This window comes from Nonomuraea sp. B12E4 (assembly GCF_039871825.1).
Lineage (GTDB): Bacteria > Actinomycetota > Actinomycetes > Streptosporangiales > Streptosporangiaceae > Nonomuraea.
Map to the genome: position 1 here is coordinate 669,021 of NZ_JBDPME010000001.1, position 19,510 is coordinate 688,530.

At 71.5% G+C, this 19,510-nt stretch carries 16 protein-coding genes, 1 pseudogene and 1 riboswitch; of the genes and pseudogenes, 5 read left to right on the forward strand and 12 right to left on the reverse strand.

Translation table 11 applies throughout. The features are described 5' to 3' along the window. Window positions 1-17 precede the first annotated feature (17 nt). From ABGB18_RS03050 to ABGB18_RS03070, 5 genes and pseudogenes are all read right to left on the reverse strand, one after another. Window positions 18-158: pseudogene (locus tag ABGB18_RS03050) on the reverse strand (YciI family protein); the annotation flags it as partial. Between the two features lie 156 nt (window positions 159-314). Continuing rightward, on the reverse strand, window positions 315-1,025 hold the full coding sequence (locus ABGB18_RS03055; RefSeq protein ID WP_347693745.1) for a YoaK family protein: 711 nt from the start codon (window positions 1,023-1,025) through the stop codon (window positions 315-317). 438 nt (window positions 1,026-1,463) lie between these two features. Then, complete coding sequence (locus tag ABGB18_RS03060; protein ID WP_347693746.1) at window positions 1,464-2,144, reverse strand: CHAP domain-containing protein; 681 nt, start codon at window positions 2,142-2,144, stop codon at window positions 1,464-1,466. Window positions 2,145-2,155: 11 nt separating this feature from the next. Next, a riboswitch (cyclic di-AMP (ydaO/yuaA leader) is annotated at window positions 2,156-2,292 on the reverse strand. Between the two features lie 117 nt (window positions 2,293-2,409). Then, the gene (locus tag ABGB18_RS03065) at window positions 2,410-3,363 is read right to left on the reverse strand and encodes a Gfo/Idh/MocA family oxidoreductase (protein ID WP_347693747.1); all 954 of its coding nucleotides are present in this window, start codon (window positions 3,361-3,363) and stop codon (window positions 2,410-2,412) included. A gap of 21 nt (window positions 3,364-3,384) precedes the next feature. Beyond that, complete coding sequence (locus tag ABGB18_RS03070; protein ID WP_347693748.1) at window positions 3,385-4,206, reverse strand: aldo/keto reductase; 822 nt, start codon at window positions 4,204-4,206, stop codon at window positions 3,385-3,387. A 97-nt stretch (window positions 4,207-4,303) separates the two neighbouring features. Here ABGB18_RS03070 and ABGB18_RS03075 point away from each other — a divergent pair, with 97 nt between their 5' ends. Together ABGB18_RS03075 and ABGB18_RS03080 are read left to right on the forward strand one after the other, a co-directional pair. After that, the gene (locus ABGB18_RS03075; RefSeq protein ID WP_347693749.1) at window positions 4,304-5,248 is read left to right on the forward strand and encodes a hypothetical protein; all 945 of its coding nucleotides are present in this window, start codon (window positions 4,304-4,306) and stop codon (window positions 5,246-5,248) included. Window positions 5,249-5,250: 2 nt separating this feature from the next. Next, window positions 5,251-6,423 (forward strand): DUF6716 putative glycosyltransferase, encoded by a 1,173-nt coding sequence (locus ABGB18_RS03080; protein ID WP_347694294.1) that lies wholly within the window; start codon window positions 5,251-5,253, stop codon window positions 6,421-6,423. On the opposite strand, the gene ABGB18_RS03085 is transcribed toward ABGB18_RS03080, so the two are convergent. The 5 genes from ABGB18_RS03085 to ABGB18_RS03105 all read right to left on the reverse strand — a co-directional run bounded on the left by ABGB18_RS03085 (window position 6,407) and on the right by ABGB18_RS03105 (window position 13,036). Further along, complete coding sequence (locus ABGB18_RS03085; protein WP_347693750.1) at window positions 6,407-7,651, reverse strand: polysialyltransferase family glycosyltransferase; 1,245 nt, start codon at window positions 7,649-7,651, stop codon at window positions 6,407-6,409. The genes ABGB18_RS03080 and ABGB18_RS03085 overlap by 17 nt on opposite strands. Further along, on the reverse strand, window positions 7,651-8,631 hold the full coding sequence (locus tag ABGB18_RS03090; RefSeq protein ID WP_347693751.1) for a glycosyltransferase family 2 protein: 981 nt from the start codon (window positions 8,629-8,631) through the stop codon (window positions 7,651-7,653). Before ABGB18_RS03090 ends, ABGB18_RS03085 begins: the two co-directional genes overlap by 1 nt. 25 nt (window positions 8,632-8,656) lie before the next feature. Continuing rightward, on the reverse strand, window positions 8,657-10,693 hold the full coding sequence (locus ABGB18_RS03095) for an N-acetylneuraminate synthase family protein (RefSeq protein WP_347693752.1): 2,037 nt from the start codon (window positions 10,691-10,693) through the stop codon (window positions 8,657-8,659). Window positions 10,694-10,766: 73 nt separating this feature from the next. Then, the gene (locus tag ABGB18_RS03100; protein WP_347693753.1) at window positions 10,767-11,432 is read right to left on the reverse strand and encodes a response regulator; all 666 of its coding nucleotides are present in this window, start codon (window positions 11,430-11,432) and stop codon (window positions 10,767-10,769) included. Window positions 11,433-11,455: 23 nt separating this feature from the next. Next, window positions 11,456-13,036 (reverse strand): sensor histidine kinase, encoded by a 1,581-nt coding sequence (locus ABGB18_RS03105; RefSeq protein ID WP_347693754.1) that lies wholly within the window; start codon window positions 13,034-13,036, stop codon window positions 11,456-11,458. A gap of 105 nt (window positions 13,037-13,141) precedes the next feature. Here ABGB18_RS03105 and ABGB18_RS03110 point away from each other — a divergent pair, with 105 nt between their 5' ends. Continuing rightward, the gene (locus ABGB18_RS03110; RefSeq protein ID WP_347693755.1) at window positions 13,142-14,479 is read left to right on the forward strand and encodes a cation:dicarboxylase symporter family transporter; all 1,338 of its coding nucleotides are present in this window, start codon (window positions 13,142-13,144) and stop codon (window positions 14,477-14,479) included. A 38-nt stretch (window positions 14,480-14,517) separates the two neighbouring features. Here ABGB18_RS03110 and ABGB18_RS03115 read toward each other — a convergent pair whose 3' ends face one another. After that, entirely contained in the window at window positions 14,518-15,882 is a 1,365-nt protein-coding gene (locus ABGB18_RS03115; RefSeq protein ID WP_347693756.1) for a HAMP domain-containing sensor histidine kinase, read from the reverse strand. Between the two features lie 65 nt (window positions 15,883-15,947). Then, a complete protein-coding gene (locus ABGB18_RS03120; protein WP_347693757.1) occupies window positions 15,948-17,441 on the reverse strand; it encodes a glycoside hydrolase family 13 protein in 1,494 nt (497 codons plus the stop codon). A 332-nt stretch (window positions 17,442-17,773) separates the two neighbouring features. Between ABGB18_RS03120 and ABGB18_RS03125 the strand changes: the two genes are divergently transcribed. Further along, complete coding sequence (locus tag ABGB18_RS03125; protein WP_347693758.1) at window positions 17,774-19,024, forward strand: right-handed parallel beta-helix repeat-containing protein; 1,251 nt, start codon at window positions 17,774-17,776, stop codon at window positions 19,022-19,024. Between the two features lie 159 nt (window positions 19,025-19,183). Beyond that, window positions 19,184-19,486, forward strand: a complete 303-nt coding sequence (locus tag ABGB18_RS03130) for a hypothetical protein (protein WP_347693759.1) — start codon at window positions 19,184-19,186, stop codon at window positions 19,484-19,486. Window positions 19,487-19,510: the final 24 nt, after the last annotated feature.

Here is a 19,510-nt window from a genome sequence, read left to right on the forward strand (position 1 = left end):
AGCTCCTTGGCCTCGGTGAACGGCCCGTCGATCACGCTCGCCCGGCCTCCGCTGTAGGCGATCCGCGCCCCCTCCGAGCTCGGGTAGAGGCCCTCGGCCGCCAGCAGCACCCCGGCCTCGGTCTCCACGCCGGCCTTGCCCACGATCATGAACTTCATCGAGATGATCTCCTTTTCGTGTGTCCCGGCCACCCGCCGGTCCCGTCGACGCGTCGAACGACTCCGCGGCGGATCGACACCTCCGCCGCGCCGCCGGCCACCGAGGAATCCACCGTGTCAAGATCCTCAAGAAATCTACATGGTAAAGGCGGCCGCCTACGTTCCCGCCGGGGCCGGGGGCCCAGGCGTGCGGGGGGTCGTGACGGCGACGAGTACGAGCAGGACCAGGGCCACCGCCAGCGCCGGCACCGGTCCGACGGTCAGGTTCAGCGCGGCGCCGGCCAGCGCGCCGGCGAGCAGGGTGAGGACCGACACGGCCTGCCGCCGCCGGGCGGCCCGCCCCGGCGGGTCGACGATGAGGCCCGTGATGGTACGGGTGAGCACGGTGGTGGTCATGTCGGGCACCCCCGCCCTGCGCACGGAGGCGTTCTGCAAACCCATGCCCCAGGCCAGCAGGGCGATGAGCACCGCCTGGACGACCGGCTCGCGGTGCCCGGCGAGCTGGGCCAGCGCGAGCGCGGCGGCCACGAGGAACGCGTGCGCGACCGTGAGGATGACGAACTCCCGCCGCGCGTCCGCGAGCAGCCCGGTCAGCCGTCCGGCGCTCCACGCGCCGCCGGCGAAGGCGGCCAGGGCCAGCGGCGGGGCCCAGACCGCCAGCTGGTTGTCGCCGGCCAGGGCGAAGCCGAGGAAGGCCACGTTGCCGGTCATGTTGGCGACGAAGACCCGGCCCAGGCCGAGGAAGCTGACGGCGTCCACCAGGCCGCTCACCAGGGTCAGCACGATCAGCAGGGCCGGCAGCTCGCCGTGCGGGTTCTCTCCCCCGGGGAACAGCGCGTCGGCGATCCGCCTCAGCCCGCCCCTCACCCACGACCTCCGGTACGGCGGACGCCGGCGGACCGGCGGGGTCGCGGGTCGGCTCTCATGCGGGTCTCCTCGGCGGCGTGGCGGCGACACATGTGGCGCCCCCTGCGGCGCCCCCTGCGGCGCCCACAGTGATGTCCGGTGTGGGCACCCACTGCGGCGCCCCTGTGGCGCCCACGGTGGTGGCGCGCCGGCGGTGCCGCGGTGTGTTGTCGGCGGGTTTCCGCTGATGACAGTGCCGCCGGATACTCGTAGCCACTCAGCGGGCCGGGCAAACCCGCCGTCTTGGCGGCCCCGGTGATTCCGCTGTCGTGCGCTTGCGACGAACGCGGCCGTCGCGCGACCCTGCCGCCCGGGGTAGATCGCCCCCGGACGCGATGTGAGCGCGCGCCTCGGGCGAAAGGCGCGCGCTCACATCGTGTCCGGCGGGGCCCCGGGTGGTCAGGCCGCGTAGTCCGGGTAGCCGTAGCCGACGACCTGGGACTTCGGGCGGACCCGGGCGGCCACCTGGCCCCGGGTGTTGCCCTCGATCGTCGAGATGGTGCCGTCCCCGTTGTCCTTGACGACGAAGCCGACGTGCTGGATGTCGTCCATGTTCTTGCTGCCGCTCCAGGAGAAGAAGACGACGGCACCGGGCTTGGGCTTGTCGCCGAAGCGGTTGTTGGCCGCGAACCACTCGGCGTGGGCGACGGTGTAGGCGTCCCAGCCGACGAGGCTGGGGGCGCCGATGTGGTCTCCGACCCAGGAGACGAACATCGAGCACCAGGCGGCGTTCAGGTAGCCCGCCGTGGTGCCGCCGTCGCGGGCGACGGTCTCCTCGGCGCGGGGGGAGGCGGCGTACCACTTCTGGTACTTGGTGCCGCCGCCGTCGGCGTCCTCGGAGGTGCCGATCTGGGATCGGGCGAGCGCGAGGACCTGCGCGGCGGTGGCCGTGATGGGCGCCTTCTCCGGCTTGTCGGCGGCCGGCTGCTCGTGGACGGTGACGGCGGCCGGCTGCTCGTGGCCGGTGTCGGCGCCGGCGGCGGTGACCTGGCCGCCGAAGACCGCGGCGGCGACGGCCACACCGAGGGCGGCGCGGGCGAGGTGCGTCTTCGGCGAGGTCGTACAGGGATGCGTAGCCATCGAGGGGGCGCTCCTTGCTTCCATGCCGCTTACCGGGTTAGCTGACGGGTTCGGGCGTGGAAGCTGCCCTACGGCACCGGAGTGCCGATTCACCCCAAGGACGTGGGTCCCCGGTTCCGCCCGGAGGCGGATTCAGCGGTCACAGGACGTTCCTGTGATCTTCCAAACGATGGTCGGATAAATCCGGACAAACCGGATGTTTATCTCCGAATGCCCCATAAGGTAATACATCAGGCAAGTGGATTACAAGTCCATAAAGGCATGGCTAGCCAAGTTGTTTCCGAGCGTCGGCCAGCAGGCCCATCATGGCAAGGGACTCGTCAAGCGGCATGATCAGGGATTCGGTCCGGCCCTCGGCCGTCGCGGCCCGGACCTCGCGCAGCTCGCCGGCGTACCCGTTGTCGGCGGGATTCAGCACGTGCTCCTCCGGCTCCATGCCGGGCCCGGAGAACAGGATCCGCCGCGGGGCCCAGAACGGCGCCAGGATGTCGGCCCGCATCCGGGTGCCCACGACACTGGCGCTGTTGGGGTAGTCGCCCACCAGCGACGTCTCCACCAGGGCCCGCCGGCCCTCCGGATACAACAGGACACCGGCCGCCTCCGCGTCCACCCCGCTCGGCGCCAGCGAGCCGGTGACCCGCAGGCCGGAGGGCATGCCGAGGAGTAGCTGGGCCAGCCCGAACGGGTAGATCCCGAGGTCGAGCAGGGCGCCGCCGCCCAGCTCGGGCGCCCACAGCCGGTGTGCCGGGTCGTAGGGGTGGCTGAAGCCGAAGGAGGCCTGCACCGAGCGCAGGTCGCCGAAGCGCGGATCGGCCGCGATGGCCTGGATCAGCGGGTTGAAGCGCATCCACATGGCCTCCATGAGGAACACGCCCGCCTCGCGCGCCAGGCGTACCATGCGCTCGGCGTCGGCCACGGTGGCGGCCAGCGGCTTCTCGCACAGCACGGACTTGCCGGCGGCGATGGCCGCCTCGGCCACCTCCAGGTGCTGGGCATGCGGCGTCGCCACGTAGATCGCGTCCACCGCCGGGTCGGCGCACAGCCGCTCATAGGAGTCGTAGGCCGACTCCGCCCCCAACGTGGCGGCCAGGGCCTGCGCCCGGCTCAGCACCCTGGACCCGACGGCGGCCACCCGCATCCCGGGCTCGGCCACGATCGCCGCCCCGACCGTACGCGCGATGCCGCCCGTCGCCGCTATACCCCACGCAAACTCCCGCACGGGGGAGAATGTTACGACGTTTCAGCTCACATTGAACGTGTCGGGGTCGGGCCCGATGCGCTGCCCCCTGTTCAGCGCGCCGATGGCCGCCATGTCCTCGGGATCGAGGAGGAAGTCGAAGACGTCGATGTTCTCGGCGATCCGGGACGGCGTCGCCGACTTGGGGATGACGACGTTGCCGAGCTGCAGGTGCCAGCGGAGCACGATCTGCGCGGGCGTCTTGCCGTATTTCCCCGACAGCACCCCCAGCGCCGGGTCGTCGAGCAGCCCCCTGCCCTGCCCGAGTGGGCTCCACGCCTCCGTGAGGATGCCGTTGGCCTCGTGGAAGGCCCGCATCTCGCGCTGCTGCAGGTACGGGTGCAGCTCGATCTGGTTGATCGACGGCGTGATCTCGGTCTCGTCCATCAGCCGGGTGAGCGTCGCGACGGTGAAGTTGGACGTGCCGATGGCCTTGGCCCGGCCGTCACGGTAGATCTTCTCGATCGCCTTCCACGCCTGCACATATTTGCCCTGCTTGGGCACCGGCCAGTGGATGAGGAAGAGATCGACGTAGTCCAGGCCCAGCCGGGCCAGGCTCTCGTCGAAGGCCTCCTCGGCGCGGGTGTGATCCCCGTTCCACAGCTTGGTGGTGACGAACACCTTCGAGCGGGGCAGCCCGCCGGCCCGCACAGCCCGGCCCACGCCGTCTTCGTTGCCGTAGGCCGCGGCGGTGTCGATGTGCCGGTAACCGGCCCGCAGCGCGGTCGTCACGGCCTGTTCGGCCTCGTCAGCGGGTATCTGCCAGACGCCGAACCCCAGTTGCGGGATCTGCACGCCGTCGGTGTTGAGCATGAGCGAGTTCATACCGTCCATTGTTCACGTTGAGTTTCTGAGGGCTTAAGGCGGCCGGGGTAGCTTGCAGGGGTCATAACGGGCCATCACCCGGCTGGGAGGGCAACGAGTGGTCGAACAGGCGTCGGCCTGGGTGGAGTCCCCGCTCCAGATGCTGTGCGCCGTCGAGGCCCATCACGCCGGGCTCCTCGGTCCCACCACGGCTGTCGTGCCGCGTGCGGGGCTTCGACCGCTGAAGGCGACGCGGCGGGAGCTGGGCGCACTCGGGCTCCCTGACGGCCTGGTGCTGGCGGAGCCGCGTGAGCGCATGCCGAGGCGGGTGCAGGCGGTCGGCGACGCCTTTTCCGGCAAGGTGCAGCTTCGCTGGCTCGTGTCCAATCCCGGCCGCATCATCGTGGTGGACGATGGGCTGGCCACGATCCGGCTGCTCGAACTGCTGGCCGGGGGGCCGTACAAGCCGCTGTTGCGGGCCCGCGCCACGCCGACCAAGCTGCGCAGTGCGCTCGGCCTGGCGGCGGCGCTGCGGCTGCGCCTGAGCAAGGTGTCGATCTTCACCGCCCTGGCCGTGGACGACAAGCTGGCGGAGGCCGTCCGGCAGGCGGGCGTCAACCTGGTCCGGCACGACTTCTCCTGGCTGCGGGCCCAGCCGCCGAGCACCGAGGGGCCCGCCGAGCGTACGGTCGTGCTCGGCACCTCGCTCGTGCGCAACGGCCTTGTGCACCGCGAGCACTACCTGCGCTGGCTGACGGAGCTGGCCGCGCGGGAGCCGCTGGCCTACTATCCGCACCGCCGCGAGGACCCGGTGGACGTGGCGCTGATCCGGGAGCGTCCCGGCATCACCGTGCACGACGCCGGCGCGCCCGCCGAGTTGACCTTGCGTGGCCTGGACCCGGGCCAGCGGGTGCTGAGCCTTCCCTCCACCGCGATCACCTCGCTGCGGGTGCTGCTCAGCCCGCGCGGTGTCGCCGTGGAGCCCGTGGACGTTCCTGATGACTGGTGGACCAGCAGGGCGGCTCCTGCCCTGCGCTCACATCTGACTGGAGTGTCCGGTTGAAAGTGTTGGCGGTTGCCGACTCCGATTCATATCTGAAGTGGGCGGCTTGTCTGCTCGAGGATCTCCCCCCGGGTTGTGCGACGGAGTTGGTGGTGGTGCGCACACCGATCGCGCCCTCGCCGGAACAGATCGCCGCCGCGGTGGGCGGGCGCGACCACGGGGGCGAGCTGCCGCCGGTGCTGTCCGCGCGCTCGGTGCGCCGCGTGGCCGAGCGTACGCAGCCGGACGTGATCCTCGTGGCCTGCACGGGCCCGGTGGTGGACGTGCTGGTGGCCGAGGTGTTCGCGGGGCTGCGGCCGCGCCCGGTGTTCGTCAGCGGGCTGCCCGGCATCTCGGTGCCCGCGACGGAGAAGGCGTGGTTGTTCCGCAGCGGTTGTGATCTGTTCGTGGTGCACAGCGAGCGGGAGACCGCCGAGTTCGGCGAGATCGCGGCCCGGCTCGGCGGCGGCGGGGCGGTGGGCCTGGCCAGGCTGCCGTTCCTGCGGCCGGACGTCGTTTCCAGGGGTGGCAACCGGGTGGTGTTCGCCACCCAGGCCAAGGTGCCGCGCCAGCGCGAGCAGCGCGAGAGCATCCTGACCGCGCTGGCCGACCTGGCCGGGCGGCGGCCCGATCTGGATGTGGTGATCAAGCTGCGCGCCCTGGAGGACGAGCGGCAGACGCACAACGAGCGCCACCACTACCAGCGGTTGTGGCGGGACATGGGCGAGCCGGGGCGGCTGCTGTTCGAGGCCGGGTCGATGCACGACCAGCTCTCGCAGGCGGCCGGGTTCGTCACGGTGAGCTCGACGGCGGCGCTGGAGGCCATCGCCATGGGCGTGCCGTCGCTGGTGCTGAGCGACTTCGGCGTGAGCGCCGAGATGATCAACCTGGTGTTCGAGGACAGCGACCTGCTGGGCACGCTCGACGACCTGGCCAAGGGCGACTTCCGGATGGCCTCGCAACGGTGGTGCGCGGCCAACTATTTCCAGCCGGCCGAGCGCAACGACTGGGCGGGGCTGCTGACCGGGCTGGTGATCTCCCGGCCGCGGGTGCCCGCCAAGTCGCTGCTCGACGGGCCCGAGTTCGCGGCCGCGCGGCGCCGGGCCAGGCTGCGGGTGGAGGTGCCGCCCACGATGTTGCGGGCGGGCTACCGGGCCAAGCGGCGGATGCGCCGCTATCTCAGATCGCTGACCTGATCTTTCTGCGGATCTTGGTGAACGTGCTGGGCTTACCCCCTTCGGCGAGGCCCAGCACTTCCAGGCGCTTGCGCTTGAAGTAGCGCCGGTCGAACTCGATGCCCTCCGGCCGCAGGTCCGGATAGCTTTCGGCCTGCATGCAATAGCCGACCGCGTGGACGAGCCGGGGCAGGTCCAGGGCCGGCGACGGCTGCTCGATCGTGCCGTCCGCCGACATCCGGGGCAGCAGCGCGTCCACGATGGTGACCGGGATCCGGTTGCTGTTCTCGTAGGGTGCCAGCCGGTCGAGCACCATCTCCGTGCCGTGGGAGGCGACCCGCAGCCCGAAGTAGCGCTGGGCCGTCACCAGGCCGGTGGAGAAGCAGCCCACCACCAGCTCCGGGCGCAGCGCCGCGAAGCACACCTCGGCCGGCACGCTCTCCCCGACCACCGAGAGCCGCACGCCGAGCGGCACCGCCGCGCCGCGCAGGAGCTGGGCGTGCCGGCGCCCGGCCGCCGGGTGCGGCTTGAACACGATGTCCCGGAAGCCGCGGGCGACCAGCGCCTTGAGCATCGTCTCGTGCAGCGCGGCCTCCTCCTCCGGCGTGACGATCTCCAGCGCCGACAGGTACTGGCCGAGGATGACGGCCCTGCCGGTGGGCAGGTCGGGCGCGGTGGAGGCGACGTCGTGCACGATCGACAGGAAGCGCTCCTCGGGCAGGATGGCGGGGGTGACGCCGTACTCGCTGAGCAGCAGCGGCGTCAGCCCCGGCACCAGGTCCAGGTGGAGCAGCCGCCCGATGCGGCGGAAGATCTCGGCCGGCAGCGGGTCGCGGGTCGGGCCGTAGCTCATCAGGCCGTCGGAGTAGACCGTGATCGCGCAGTCGCGCACCAGCCCCGCGATCGTCCGCGCCGGCGGCACCGCGATCGACTCCAGCACCAGCTCCTCGATCCCGTCCAGCCCCCAGTGAGAGCGGATCAGGCGCTCCATCATCGGCACCTCGATGACGCGCGCCCGCCAGTCGGACGGGTGCAGCGGCGCGATCAGCTCGTTCCAGGAGAGCACCTCGTCGAAGCGGGAGCGCAGCGCCGCGAAGCCGGGGGACTTGTCCAGCGGCATCGCCACCTCGGGGATGGCGGAGTTGTTGGACACGACGAGAACGCGGCGCCCGTCCCCGAACCGGCCGTCATCGATGGCGGCAGCCAGGGACATCGCCCCGAACAGCGTCGAGGCGTAGAAGACCTTCACTAGGACTCCTCCCGGTCGCGGCGGACCCGGATGTACGGGCTGGGGGGCAGATCGGGCACCAGGGCCCGGAGCGTGGTCTCGCGCTCAAGGGACATTCGCGCCACCGATGCGGCCACCAGTTCCCGCGGCAGCGCGCGCATCATCTGCGCGCCGCGTTCCTCGAAGCGGGCCCGCAGCGCCGGCGTGAACCGGTCGGCGAGCCCGAGGTGGTGGGCGAGCAGCGCGCAGAAGTTCCGTACGGCCTTGGGCATGAACTCCGGCTCCAGGTCCTTGAACACCAGGTCGAAGGCGTCGAAGAAGTGGAGCTGGCGCTCGTCGCCGACCTGCGTCAGCGACCCGGAGACAAGGCGCCGGTAGAACACCCCGGCCAGCGAGGCGACCGCGAAGGTGGCGGCCTCGCGGTGCAGCCGCCAGATCCACGGGCGGTCCTCGGCGGTGTGCAGCGAGCCGGGGAAGTGCAGCAGGTCCTGCAGGGAGCGCCGGTAGATGCCGGCCCACGCGTAGGGGTAGTCGACCATGGTCCGCGTGCTGGCCGGGAGGATGGCATCACGGGGGTTGAGCACGACGCCGCGCTGCGTCATCGGGGCCCGGTGCAGGACCCGTTTGCGGCCTTCGACCTGGACGTGGTCGGTGCGTACGAAGTCGCAGCCGAGCCCGTCGATGGCGGCGACGAGCTGCGCCAGGTAGCCGGGCGCGAGCCAGTCGTCACCGTCCATGAACGTCACGTATCGGCCGGACGCGGCTGAAAGGCCCGTGTTGCGCGCGTCCGCCAGCCCGACGGGGGCGGGGTTGCGCAACACGGTCAGCCCGGGGAGATCAGGGAGGAAGTCCTCGATGATCTCTCCGGTCGCGTCCACGGAGCCGTCGTTCACGACGATGAACTCGAAGTCGTGCCGGGCGTTGCGGCAGAGGGAGGTCAGCGCGTCGGCGATGAAGCGCTCGCCGTCCCGCACCGGCACGACAACCGAGAGGGTGATCAACGGTATTTCTCCTGGTACGGGACGGTCAGACGGTCACCCTGCGCAGCCGGGCCTTTGGGGCCTCCTCACCCGGGAAGACGCGCTTGACGCCGTCGCCCAGGGCCTGCTCGATGATCCTGATGTCGCGTACCAGGTGCTCGAGCCCGGACGGCTCGAGCGAGGCGGCGTGGTCGGATCCCCACATGGTGCGGTCGAGCGTGATGTGCCGCTCCACGCAGACCGCGCCGAGCGTGACCGCTGCCAGCGAGATCTGCAGGCCGCGCTCGTGCCCGGAGTAGCCGACGGGGACGCCGTAGCGGTCCTTCAGGGTGGTGATCGTGCGCAGGTTGGCCTCCTCGGGCGGCAGGGGGTACGTCGAGGTGGCGTGCATCATGATCAGCTTATCAATGCCGAGGATCTCCACGGCCTGGTCGATCTCCGACAGCGTGGACATGCCGGTGGACAGGATGAGCGGCTTGCCGGTGGCGGCCAGGGCACGCAGCAGCTCGTGGTCGGCGACGCTGGCCGAGGCCACCTTGTGCACCAGGACGTCCATCTCCTCCAGGAACTCCACGGAGGGGACGTCCCACGGCGAGGCGAACCAGTGCAGGCCACGCTCGTCGCAGTATTTCGCGATCTGCCGGTATTCGTCGTAGCCGAACTCGGTGCGCTCCTTGTACTCCAGGTACGTCATCTCGCCCCACGGCGTCTGCCTGATCTGCCCCTTCTGCTCCTCGGGCACGCAGATCGCGGGAGTGCGCTTCTGGAACTTGACAGCCTGGCAGCCGGCCTCGGCCGCCACGTCGATGAGGCGGCGGGCGATGTCGAGGTCGCCGTTGTGGTTGATGCCGATCTCGCCGATCATGTACACCGGCTCGCCGTCGCCGACCAGCACGTCGCCGATGGCCACCGGGCCGAGCCTGGGCTGCGTCCTGATGTCGGCGGCCGTCGGCTGCGGCCGGGAGGCCACCACGCGGTCGCTCAGCTCGCGCACGGCGCCGTCCCCGCCGGCCCTGGTCAGCACGACCCGGGCGGCGGCACGCACGCGGGCGTGGGCGTCGGGCGTCGCGACCGGCCAGCCGACCTCGCTCATCGGGCCGAGGTCGTTGACGTCGTTGCCGACGTAGGCCACCCGGGCGGGGTCGAGACCCTCGATCTTCAGCCAGTCGCGCAGCACGGTGCGCTTGTCGGCCAGCCCCTGCAGCACCGGCACGCCCAGCTTGCGGGCGCGGGCGGCCACCACCGGGTTGTGCTCGGTGGACATGATCAGGACCTTGACGCCGGAACGGCGCAGCAGCGAGACGCCCATCCCGTCCGAGCGGCTGACCAGCACCATCTCCCGGCCGTCGGAGTCGACGTAGGCGCGGTCGTCGGTGTGCACGCCGTCGAAGTCGGTGATGACCGCGTCCACGTCGATCGGCTCGGGCTGGTCGATGAACGGGGCGAGCGCGCGTACGAGCTCCAGGTCCTCGGGGTTGTCCACCTCGATGGCGTGCTTGGACGGCACCGGCTGCACGGCGGTTCTGCCGAAGAAGCGGTGGCCGTGCTCGCGCAGACCGGAGGTGCGCATGACGTAGAAGGCGCCGTTCTCGCGGAACTCGGGCTCGCGGTCCTGCCGGCGCTGCCTGACGGCCGGGTCGTGGTTGACCCCGCCGCCGGCGGCGGTCCAGAGGAACTCGTGCGTCGGCAGCCCCGACACCACCGAGTCGGCCTCCCCGTCGAGCACCTTGCGCACCGCGGCCGAGATGTTCTCGGGATCGATGAACGCGCTCGTGCACTGCACGAGGACGACCACCTCGGGTTCCTCACCGAGAGCGTCGAGCGCGTGCAGCACCGCGGACTCGCTGGAGGCGGTGGCGCCGCTGAGCTCCTCCGGTCGTTCGACGACATCGGCGCCCGCCTGCCTGGCGGTCTCGGCGATGCCGTCGTGGTCAGTGCTGACCACGACCCGGTCCACCAGTTCGGCGCGCAGCGCGGCCCGCACCGCGCGCGTGACCAGTGGGACGCCCCCGACCAGGGCGAGGTTCTTCAGGGGTACGCCCGCCGAACCTCCGCGGGCGGGAACAACGGCCAGGACTCGCAAGGTGTGTCTCCTCAAAGCATTGGATTGCACCCAGAAGCTAGAGGGCCGGATTGAACAGCCAGCGTCAGCGTCATTAACTTTCCATGGGGATCCGGTAGAGCAACTCTGGCCGGCCCACTCCGCCGTACTGTGGGTAGCGGGCCGCCACACCCAGCTCCACCAGGCATTCCAGGTATCGGCGGGCCGTCACGCGGGACACTCCGACGGCGTCGGCCACGGCCTGGGCCGCCATGCCCCCCGGGTGCCCGCGTAGCTGCGCGGCCACGCTGTCGAGGGTGTCCCTGGACATTCCCTTCGGCAGCTCTGAGCTGCCGCGGAGCGTGCCCAGGACCCGATCCACATCCCCCTGCCCGACGGCCAGGCCCGCTTCCTCCTTGAACCGTGCGTAACGCGTGAGCTTTTCGGCGAGTGTCGCGAAGGTGAACGGCTTGAGCAGGTACTGCGAGATGCCCAGCGACACCGCCGAGCGCACCATGGCCAGGTCGCGGGCCGAGGTGACGGCGATGATGTCGCACATGAGGCCGCCCGCGCGTACCGCCCGGCAGACCTCCAGGCCGTGCATGTCGGGCAGGTAGAGGTCGAGCAGGATGAGGTCCACCGGCCTCCCGCGCAGGAAGCGCAGCGCCTCCCCGCCCGACCTGACCACCCCGGCCACCGCGAAACCCGGCACCCGCTCGACGTAGACGCGGTTGGCCTCGGCGGTGATCTCCTCGTCCTCGACCACCAGAACGGAGATCACCCCACCCGGGACCGGCGCCGAACTCATCGCACCCGTCCCGGCGCCGGCGCACGCTCGGTCGTGCCCGGGTCCGGAGCGCGCTTGCCTGGGCCCGGGTCCGGCACGGGCCTGACAGTGCCCGGGTCCGGCACCGGCAGCCGCACCGTGAAGGTCGATCCGGCCACGTCGATGGTGCCGCCCAGCCGCCGCACCGCCTGGCCCACCAGCGCCAGCCCCAGCCCGTGCCCGTCACCCTTGGTGGTCCAGCCCTTGGCGAACGCCCCCGGGTCCCTCAGCCCCGGCCCGTCGTCGGCCACCCTGATCACCACCCCGTCCGCGTCGCCGGCCAGATGCACCTCCACCCGGCCCGCCGCGTCGATCGCGTTGTCGATCAGGTTGCCCACGATCGTGACCAGGTCGCCCGGATCCAGGCCCAGGTCGTCCAGCTCGCTGTCCTGGCTGATCAGCAGCTCCACGCCGCGCTCGGCCGCCTCGGCGCTCTTGCCCAGCAGCAGGGCCGCGAGCACCGGCTCGCGCACCGCGCCGACCACCCGGTCGGTCAGCTCCTGTGCGGCCCGCAGCCCCGCCGTGCCCAGCGCCACCGCCTGCTCGGTACGGCCCAGCTCCACCAGCGTGATCACCGTGTGCAGCCGGTTGGCGGCCTCGTGCGCGGACGCGCGCAGCGAGTCGGCGAACCCGCGTTCGGCGTCGAGCTGCCCGGCCAGCGACTGCAACTCGGTGTGATCCCGCACGGTCACCACGGTGCCGAGCCGGCTCACGGCGCTGTTGACCGCGAGCACCCGCTCGCCCACCAGGTGAACGCGCTCCTCGGGGTCGGCCAGCACCTCCGAGAGTCCGAGCCCGGCCATGTGCCGGCCCTCCGCGTCCGGCGGCAGGCCGAGCAACTGCCGGGCGGCGTCATTGCACAGCGTCAGCGTGCCGTCCCGGCCGACCAGCAGCAGGCCCTCCCTGACGGCGTGCAGGACCGCGTCGTGGTGCTCGTGGATGCGGCCCAGCTCCACCGGGCCGAGCCCGTGCGTCTGGCGGCGCAGCCGTACGGTGACCAGCCACGTCCCCACCGCGCCCACGGCGAGCGCCAGCGCGCCGACGAGCGCGCCCCAGGCGAACTGGTCGCGCGCCCTGGCACTGATCCTGTCGATCGTGATGCCCGCGCTGACCAGCGCCCGCACCCGGCCACCCGCCATGACGGGGGTGACCGCCCGTTTGGACGGGCCGAGCGTGCCCGTGTAGGTCTCGGTGAAGGTCTCGCCCGCCAGCGCCCGGTCGATGTGGCCGAGGAAGGGATGGCCGATCTCGGCCCGGTTCGGGTGGGTGTAGCGGGTGCCGTCCGGCCGCATGATGGTGACGAAGTCGACACCGGTCCTGCGGCGTACCTCCTCGGCGAACGGCTGCAGCCGCGCGCTCGGGTCGGCCGTGTCCAGCGCGGCGAGCACGTCGGGCGCGGCCGCCACGCTCACCGCCACCGCCGTGGCGGTGCTGCCCGCCTCCTCGGTGAGCAGATCGTGCGCCTGCACGAGCGCGAGCAGCGCGCCGCCCGACACCGTGACGGCGACCACGAGCAGGTGCAGGACCAGCATCTGGCCTGCCAGGCTCCAGCGCCGCATCTGACATTCTCCCGTGAACGTAACTTACTCAATGGTGACCTGCGTCACTGCGAACCGCATAGTCGGACTTCCAGAAGGTATGTCATCTACGCTGGAGAGCTCCCCATGCGTGATCGCACTCGTTATCTCTACCTGGCCGTCATCGTGGCGGTAGTGCTCGGGATCCTGGTCGGACTCATCTGGCCGGACGTGGGCAAGGAGCTCAAACCCATCGGCACCGGCTTCGTGGCGCTGATCCAGATGGTGATCGGGCCGATCATCTTCTGCACGATCGTGCTCGGCATCGGCTCGGTCCGGAAGGCGGCCAAGGTCGGCAAGGTCGGCGGCCTGGCGCTGGGCTATTTCCTGGTGATGTCCACGGTCGCGCTGGTCATCGGCCTGGTGGTCGGCAACGTCATCCACCCGGGTACGGGGCTGCGGATCACCGACGCCGCCAGGCAGACCGTCCAGGAGGAGGCGGCCAAGGGCGCCGCCAGCACGGTCGACTTCCTGCTCGGCATCGTGCCCGACACGCTGCTGTCGGCCATCACCAGCGGCTCGGTGCTGCAGGCGCTGCTGGTGGCGCTGCTGGCCGGGTTCGCGCTGCAGGCCATGGGCGAGAAGGGCGCGCCGATCCTGCGCGGCATCGAGCACCTGCAAAGGCTGGTGTTCCGCATCCTCGCCATGGTCATGTGGGCCGCGCCGGTGGGGGCGTTCGGCGCGATGGCGGCCGTCGTGGGCGCCACCGGGGTCGAGGCGCTCAAGAGCCTGGCCATCATCATGGTCGCCTTCTACGTGACGTGCGTGCTGTTCGTCGGCGTGGTGCTGGGCACGGTCCTGTGGCTGGTCGCCCGGATCAACCTGTTGGCGCTGCTGCGCTACCTGGCCCGCGAGTTCCTGCTGATCCTGTCCACCTCGTCGTCCGAGACGGCCCTGCCCCGGCTCATCGCCAAGATGGAGCACCTGGGCGTGAGCCGGGCCGTGGCCGGCATCACGGTGCCGACCGGCTACTCCTTCAACCTGGACGGCACCGCGATCTACCTGACGATGGCCACGCTGTTCATCGCCACGGCCACCGGGTCGCCGCTGGGGCTCGGCGAGCAGGTGGGGCTGCTGCTGTTCATGATGGTCGCCTCCAAGGGCGCGGCGGGGGTGACGGGCGCCGGGCTGGCCACCCTCGCGGGCGGCCTGCGGGCGCACCGGCCCGAGCTGGTGGACGGCGTCGGCCTCATCGTGGGCATCGACCGGTTCATGTCCGAGGCCCGGGCGCTGACGAACTTCGCCGGCAACGCCGTCGCCACCGTGCTCGTCGGCACCTGGACGGGCGAGTTCGACCGGGAGCGGGCCGAGGTGGTGCTGGCCGGGCGGCTGCCGTTCGACGAGGCCACACTGCTGGACGAGGACGCGGAACGCCCGGAGCCGGGGCCCGGCACCGGCGGCGACAGGGAGCTTTCCCCGGTCTAGCCACCCGGGCACCACGGCGGCGGGGGGCTGTCGCCGGTCTAGCCGCCCGGGCATCGTGGCGGTGGGGCGAGGGGCAGGCGGAGCACGAAGCGTGCCCCGCCCCGGCACTCCTCGACGCCGATCCGGCCGCGGTGGGCCATCGCCACGTCCTTGGCGATGGCCAGGCCCAGCCCGGTGCCGCCCGCGTCCCTGCTGCGGGCGGCGTCCAGGCGGGTGAAACGCTCGAAGATGCGCTCGCGGTCCTCCGTGGCGATTTCCACGCCGTCGTTCTCGATCGCCACCGTCGCTACGGAGCCCTCCCCGCGCACCGCGACCCGGACCAGGCTCTCGGCGTGCCGCTGGGCGTTGTCCAGCAGGTTGGTGAGCAGCCGGGCGAGCTGCAGCCGCACGCCGTCGACGCTCACCCCGGGCTCCAGGTCCACCTGTACGGGGACCTTGTCGCTGCGGGCGATCAGCTCCTGCCGGACCAGCTCGGCCAGGTCCACCCGCTCCCTGACGATGTCCACCCTGGAACCGATCCTGGCCAGCAGGAGCAGGTCGGTGATGATGGCCTCCAGCCGGTCGGTGTCGCGCAGCGCGCAGTCCACCAGCGACTCGACGTCGGTGTCGTCCGGATAGAGCTGCGCGCTCTCAAGCTGGGCGCGCAGCCCGGCGATCGGGGTGCGCAGCTCGTGCGAGGCGTCGGAGGCGAACTGGCGCTGCTGCAGAGCGGAACGTTCCAACCGGCTCAGCGTGGCGTTGACGGACCTGGCGAGCTGGGACACCTCGTCGTCACCGCTCGGCTGGGTGACACGGCGGCTCAGATCGCCGGCGTGGACCTCGTCCAGCTCGGCGCGCATGGTCGCCACCGGCCGCAGCGCCCGCCCCGTGATCAGCCAGGTGGCCCACGCCGTCAGCGTGATCACCACGGCGACCTCGGAGAACACCACGATTTCGAGGGTACGGCTGGCCAGCACGTCCGGCGTGCGGCGGCCGGCGTAGACGACGGGGGAGTCGGCGTACATGGTGACCCGGACCGCCGACAGGTGCACGCACTCGGTCGGCAGGCAGTTCGTGGTGCTGACCACCCGCGTCTCGACCGTGGGGCGTACGCCGCTGAGCGGCGGCAGGTTCCTGGCCCCGTCGCTCGCGGCCAGCACCTGCCCGTTGGCGGCGACGATCTGGATGAGGTCGACCGACGGGTTGGGCACGGGGATGGCGGCGCCCATGGGCAGCGCGCCGCTGCGCATCTCGTACGCGATGCGCTCGGCCGTGTCCCGGGTGTCCTTGGCCACGGCGGCGGCGACCACCGACTTGGCCACGGCGACCCCGGCCACGGCCACGGGGACGAACACGAGGGCGGCGATCGCCGTCGCGATGAGGGTCACGCGTCCGCGCAAGGATCTGGCCCACCAGCGTGCCACCTCACGAGGCTACCGAGCGTGATCCTCGGCATAGTGTCCGGTGGAGGGAAAGATTCCGCCAACCGTCAGCGTTGCAGCCAGACCGCGGTGTCCGGCGGGATCGTGCCGTCGGCGCCCAGCGGGCCGCTGGCCAGCAGCACCTCGCCGGCCAGGTCGAGGCGCGCCGGCTGCTCGCCGGTGTTGAGCGCCGCGACGAACCCTGGCTCGCGCTCGATGGCCAGCACGTCCTCGGGGGAGTCGAGCCACGTCAGCGTGCCGCCGCCGAGCGCGGGATGCGTCCTGCGCAGCTTCAGCGCGGCCCGGTAGAGGTTCAGCGTGGAGGCGGGGTCGGGCTCCTGCGCCTCGGCCGACAGCGCGCCCCAGGAGGCGGGCATCGGCAGCCACGGGTCGTGCCAGCCGAAGCCGCCGGTGCTCGTCCACGGGATCGGCACCCGGCAGCCGTCACGGCTCTCGCCGCGGCGCCGGAAGGCCGGGTCCTGACGCAGCTCGTCCGGCAGGTCGAGCACCTCGGGCAGGCCCAGCTCCTCGCCGTTGTAGAGGTAGGCCGAGCCGGGCAGGGCCAGCATGAGCAGCGTGGCCGCCCGGGCGCGGGCCAGGCTGCCGTGCCGGGTGACGTGCCGGGGCTTGTCATGGTTCGACAGCACCCAGGTGGTGGGCGCGCCCACCAGCTCCGCCTCCTTGAGGGACTTCTCGATCACGGTACGGAACGACTTGGCGTGGAAGTCGGCCATCATGAACTCGAAGTTGAACGCCTGGTGCAACTGGTCGGGCCCGATGTAGCGGGCCAGCCGCTCCGGCGAGGACACCCACGCCTCGGCGACGGCCATCCGCCCGCCCGGGTAGGAGTCGAGGATCGGCCGCCACTCGCGGTAGATGTCGTGCACGCCGTCCTGGTCGAAGTAGGGGACCTGCTCGCCGCCCAGCATCTCGGCCTGGCGGCCGTCCTTGGGGCCCACGTCGGGCAGCCCGTCGGCCTTGATCATGCCGTGTGCCACGTCGACCCGGAAGCCGTCCACCCCGCGGTCGAGCCAGAAGCGCAGGATGTCGCGGAACTCGGCGCGTACGGCCGGGTTGTCCCAGTTGAGGTCGGGCTGCTCGGGCGCGAACAGGTGCAGGTACCACTGCCCGTCCTCGACCTGCGTCCAGGCGGAGCCGCCGAAGACGGACTCCCAGTCGTTCGGCCGGTCGCGGAAGATGTAGCGGTCGCGCAGCCCGGCCTGGAACCACGGGTGCCGGTCGGAGGAGTGGTTCGGCACCAGGTCCACGATCACCCGCAGGCCCAGCCCGTGGGCGTCGGCGACGAGCGCGTCGAAGTCGCCGAGCGTGCCGAACATGGGGTCCACGTCGCGGTAGTCGGCCACGTCGTAGCCGCCGTCGGCCATCGGCGAGGTGTAGAAGGGGCTGAGCCAGATGGCGTCCACGCCGAGGTCGGCGAGGTAGCCCAGGCGGGAGCGGACGCCCGCGAGGTCTCCCATGCCGTCGCCGTCGGCATCGGCGAAGCTGCGGGGGTAGACCTGGTATACGACGGCGTCACGCCACCAGTCGTCGTTGCCGAACATGAACGTCCTTCCCCCGGATGCCCGAGATGTCGGGTGATGTTCTGGTGAAGGATGTCGCGATCGTTGACCAGGGTCAAGTGCAACTTTCGGAAAGTTGCAAATCTCGCCGCGCCTGACTCCGGGGCCTTTGTCGAGGTCGGAACGGTGTGCAAGGGGATCAGTCCGGAATCACCCTGCCGCAAGTTTCTTCCGGTCCTTGCAATGGGACGGTCGGCGCCGCCAATACACAGAGTGACGAGTCATGCACTGATCGTGTAGCGGGACAGGCGATGGCGGGCTACGGTTGCCATCATTGGCTCGTTCCAACTCGAACTAGATAGTGGTGTGCACGTATGAGGTTGCTCTCCGTAGCCGTCATGGCCTCCCTGCTGCCCGCGCTTCCCGAGGCGGCCTCCACCCGTGCCGGCACCACGTACTACGTGGACTCCAGAGCGGGGAACGACGCGGCGGCGGGCACCAGCGCCTCGACGGCGTGGAAGTCGCTCGGCAAGATCGGCTCCGCCGGCCTCAAGCCGGGCGACTCCGTCCGCCTCAAGCGCGGCAGCGGCTTCACCAGCGGCCTCGTCCTGTCCGCCAGCGGCACCGCGGCCCGGCCCATCGTCGTCAGCTCCTACGGCTCGGGCCCGCTCGCCAGGATCAGCGGCAGCGGCGCCGACTGCGTCGCGGTCAAGGGCGACCACTGGCGCATCAGCGATCTGTGGGCCTCCGGCTGCCGCTGGGCCGGGTTCGCGCTCGACGGCGACCACATCGAGCTGTCCGGCGTGCGGGCCGACGGCAACGTCGCCGGCGTCTTCGTCACGCCCGCCGGCTCGCACAACACCATCCGCGACAGCGTCCTGGCCGACAACAACCGCATGAGCGTCAACGACGCCGGCGGTGACAACGACTCCGGCGCCTTCGGCGTGCTCCTCAACGGCGACGACAACCTGGTGACCGGCAACACCATCACCGGCAGCTTCGCCAGGAGCAGGGACTACGGCACCGACGGGGCCGCCGTCGAGATCTTCAACGGCGACCGCAACCGCGTCACCCACAACACCACCCAGGACAACGAGACCTTCGCCGAGCTCGGCGCGGAGAAGGGCAGGACCGCCACCGGCAACGTCTTCGCCTTCAACGTGGTGACCTCCGCCCGCGGTCGTGGCTCGTTCCTCATCACCCGCGGCGCCCGCCACCCCGTCGGCCCGGTCAAGGGCACGATCGCCGTGCACAACTCCGTCTACCTGCCGGCCAGGGACACCATCGGCTGGTCCTGCCACGACGGCTGCTCGCCGTCGATCCTGAAGCTGCGCAACAACGCGATCGCCGTCGGCGGCGAGGCGGGCTGGGAGGACGGTACGGGCGCCGACGAGGACGCCGGCGTCTACCAGGGCCGCAAGGCCAGGTTCAAGCTGGGGCCGAGGTCCGTCATGGCCGACCCGATGTTCGTCTCCAGGACGAACCTGCGCCTGCGCCCCGGCTCCCCGGCGCTCGGCCGCGGCGTCAGGCTCCCCCCGTCCTGGTACGGCGGTGCGGCCCTCATCAAGGACATCGCCGGCAGGCCCCTGCCCGCCACGCCGAACGCGGGGGCCCACCAGGGCTGACCTCGCCGGGCGGGCGGCCGCGTCGGCGGCGCCGATCACCAGGCCAGGGCCGCGCCGCGGCGGATCAGTGAGAACCGGCGCCTGCGCCCGGTAACGCCCGTCCGGGGAGGACCGGCGCCTGCGCCCGGTAACGCCCGTCCGGGCCCTAAAGTGGGCCGCGTGCTTTCAGACGATCTCCGGCGGCCGCTGGTGCGGCAGCTCGCCGAGTCCGACGCCCCGCGCCACTACTGGCACCTCGGCGACGAGGACGGGCGGGCGTGGTTGTTCGAGAGTGTCGAGGGCGACGCGGAGCACTGGGCGGTGCGGCAGGTCGAGGTCGGCACCGATCGGGGCGCCCGGCGCTACTGGTGGCGGCACCTGCAGGACGAGCGCGGCTTCCTCACCGACCAGCCCCTGGAGATCTGGGAGCTGACCGAGATCACGCGGGAGGCGTTCGAGGCGGTCTGGGAGGCGTCGGGCTGACCGCGGCCGGCCCCCCGGGCGTCG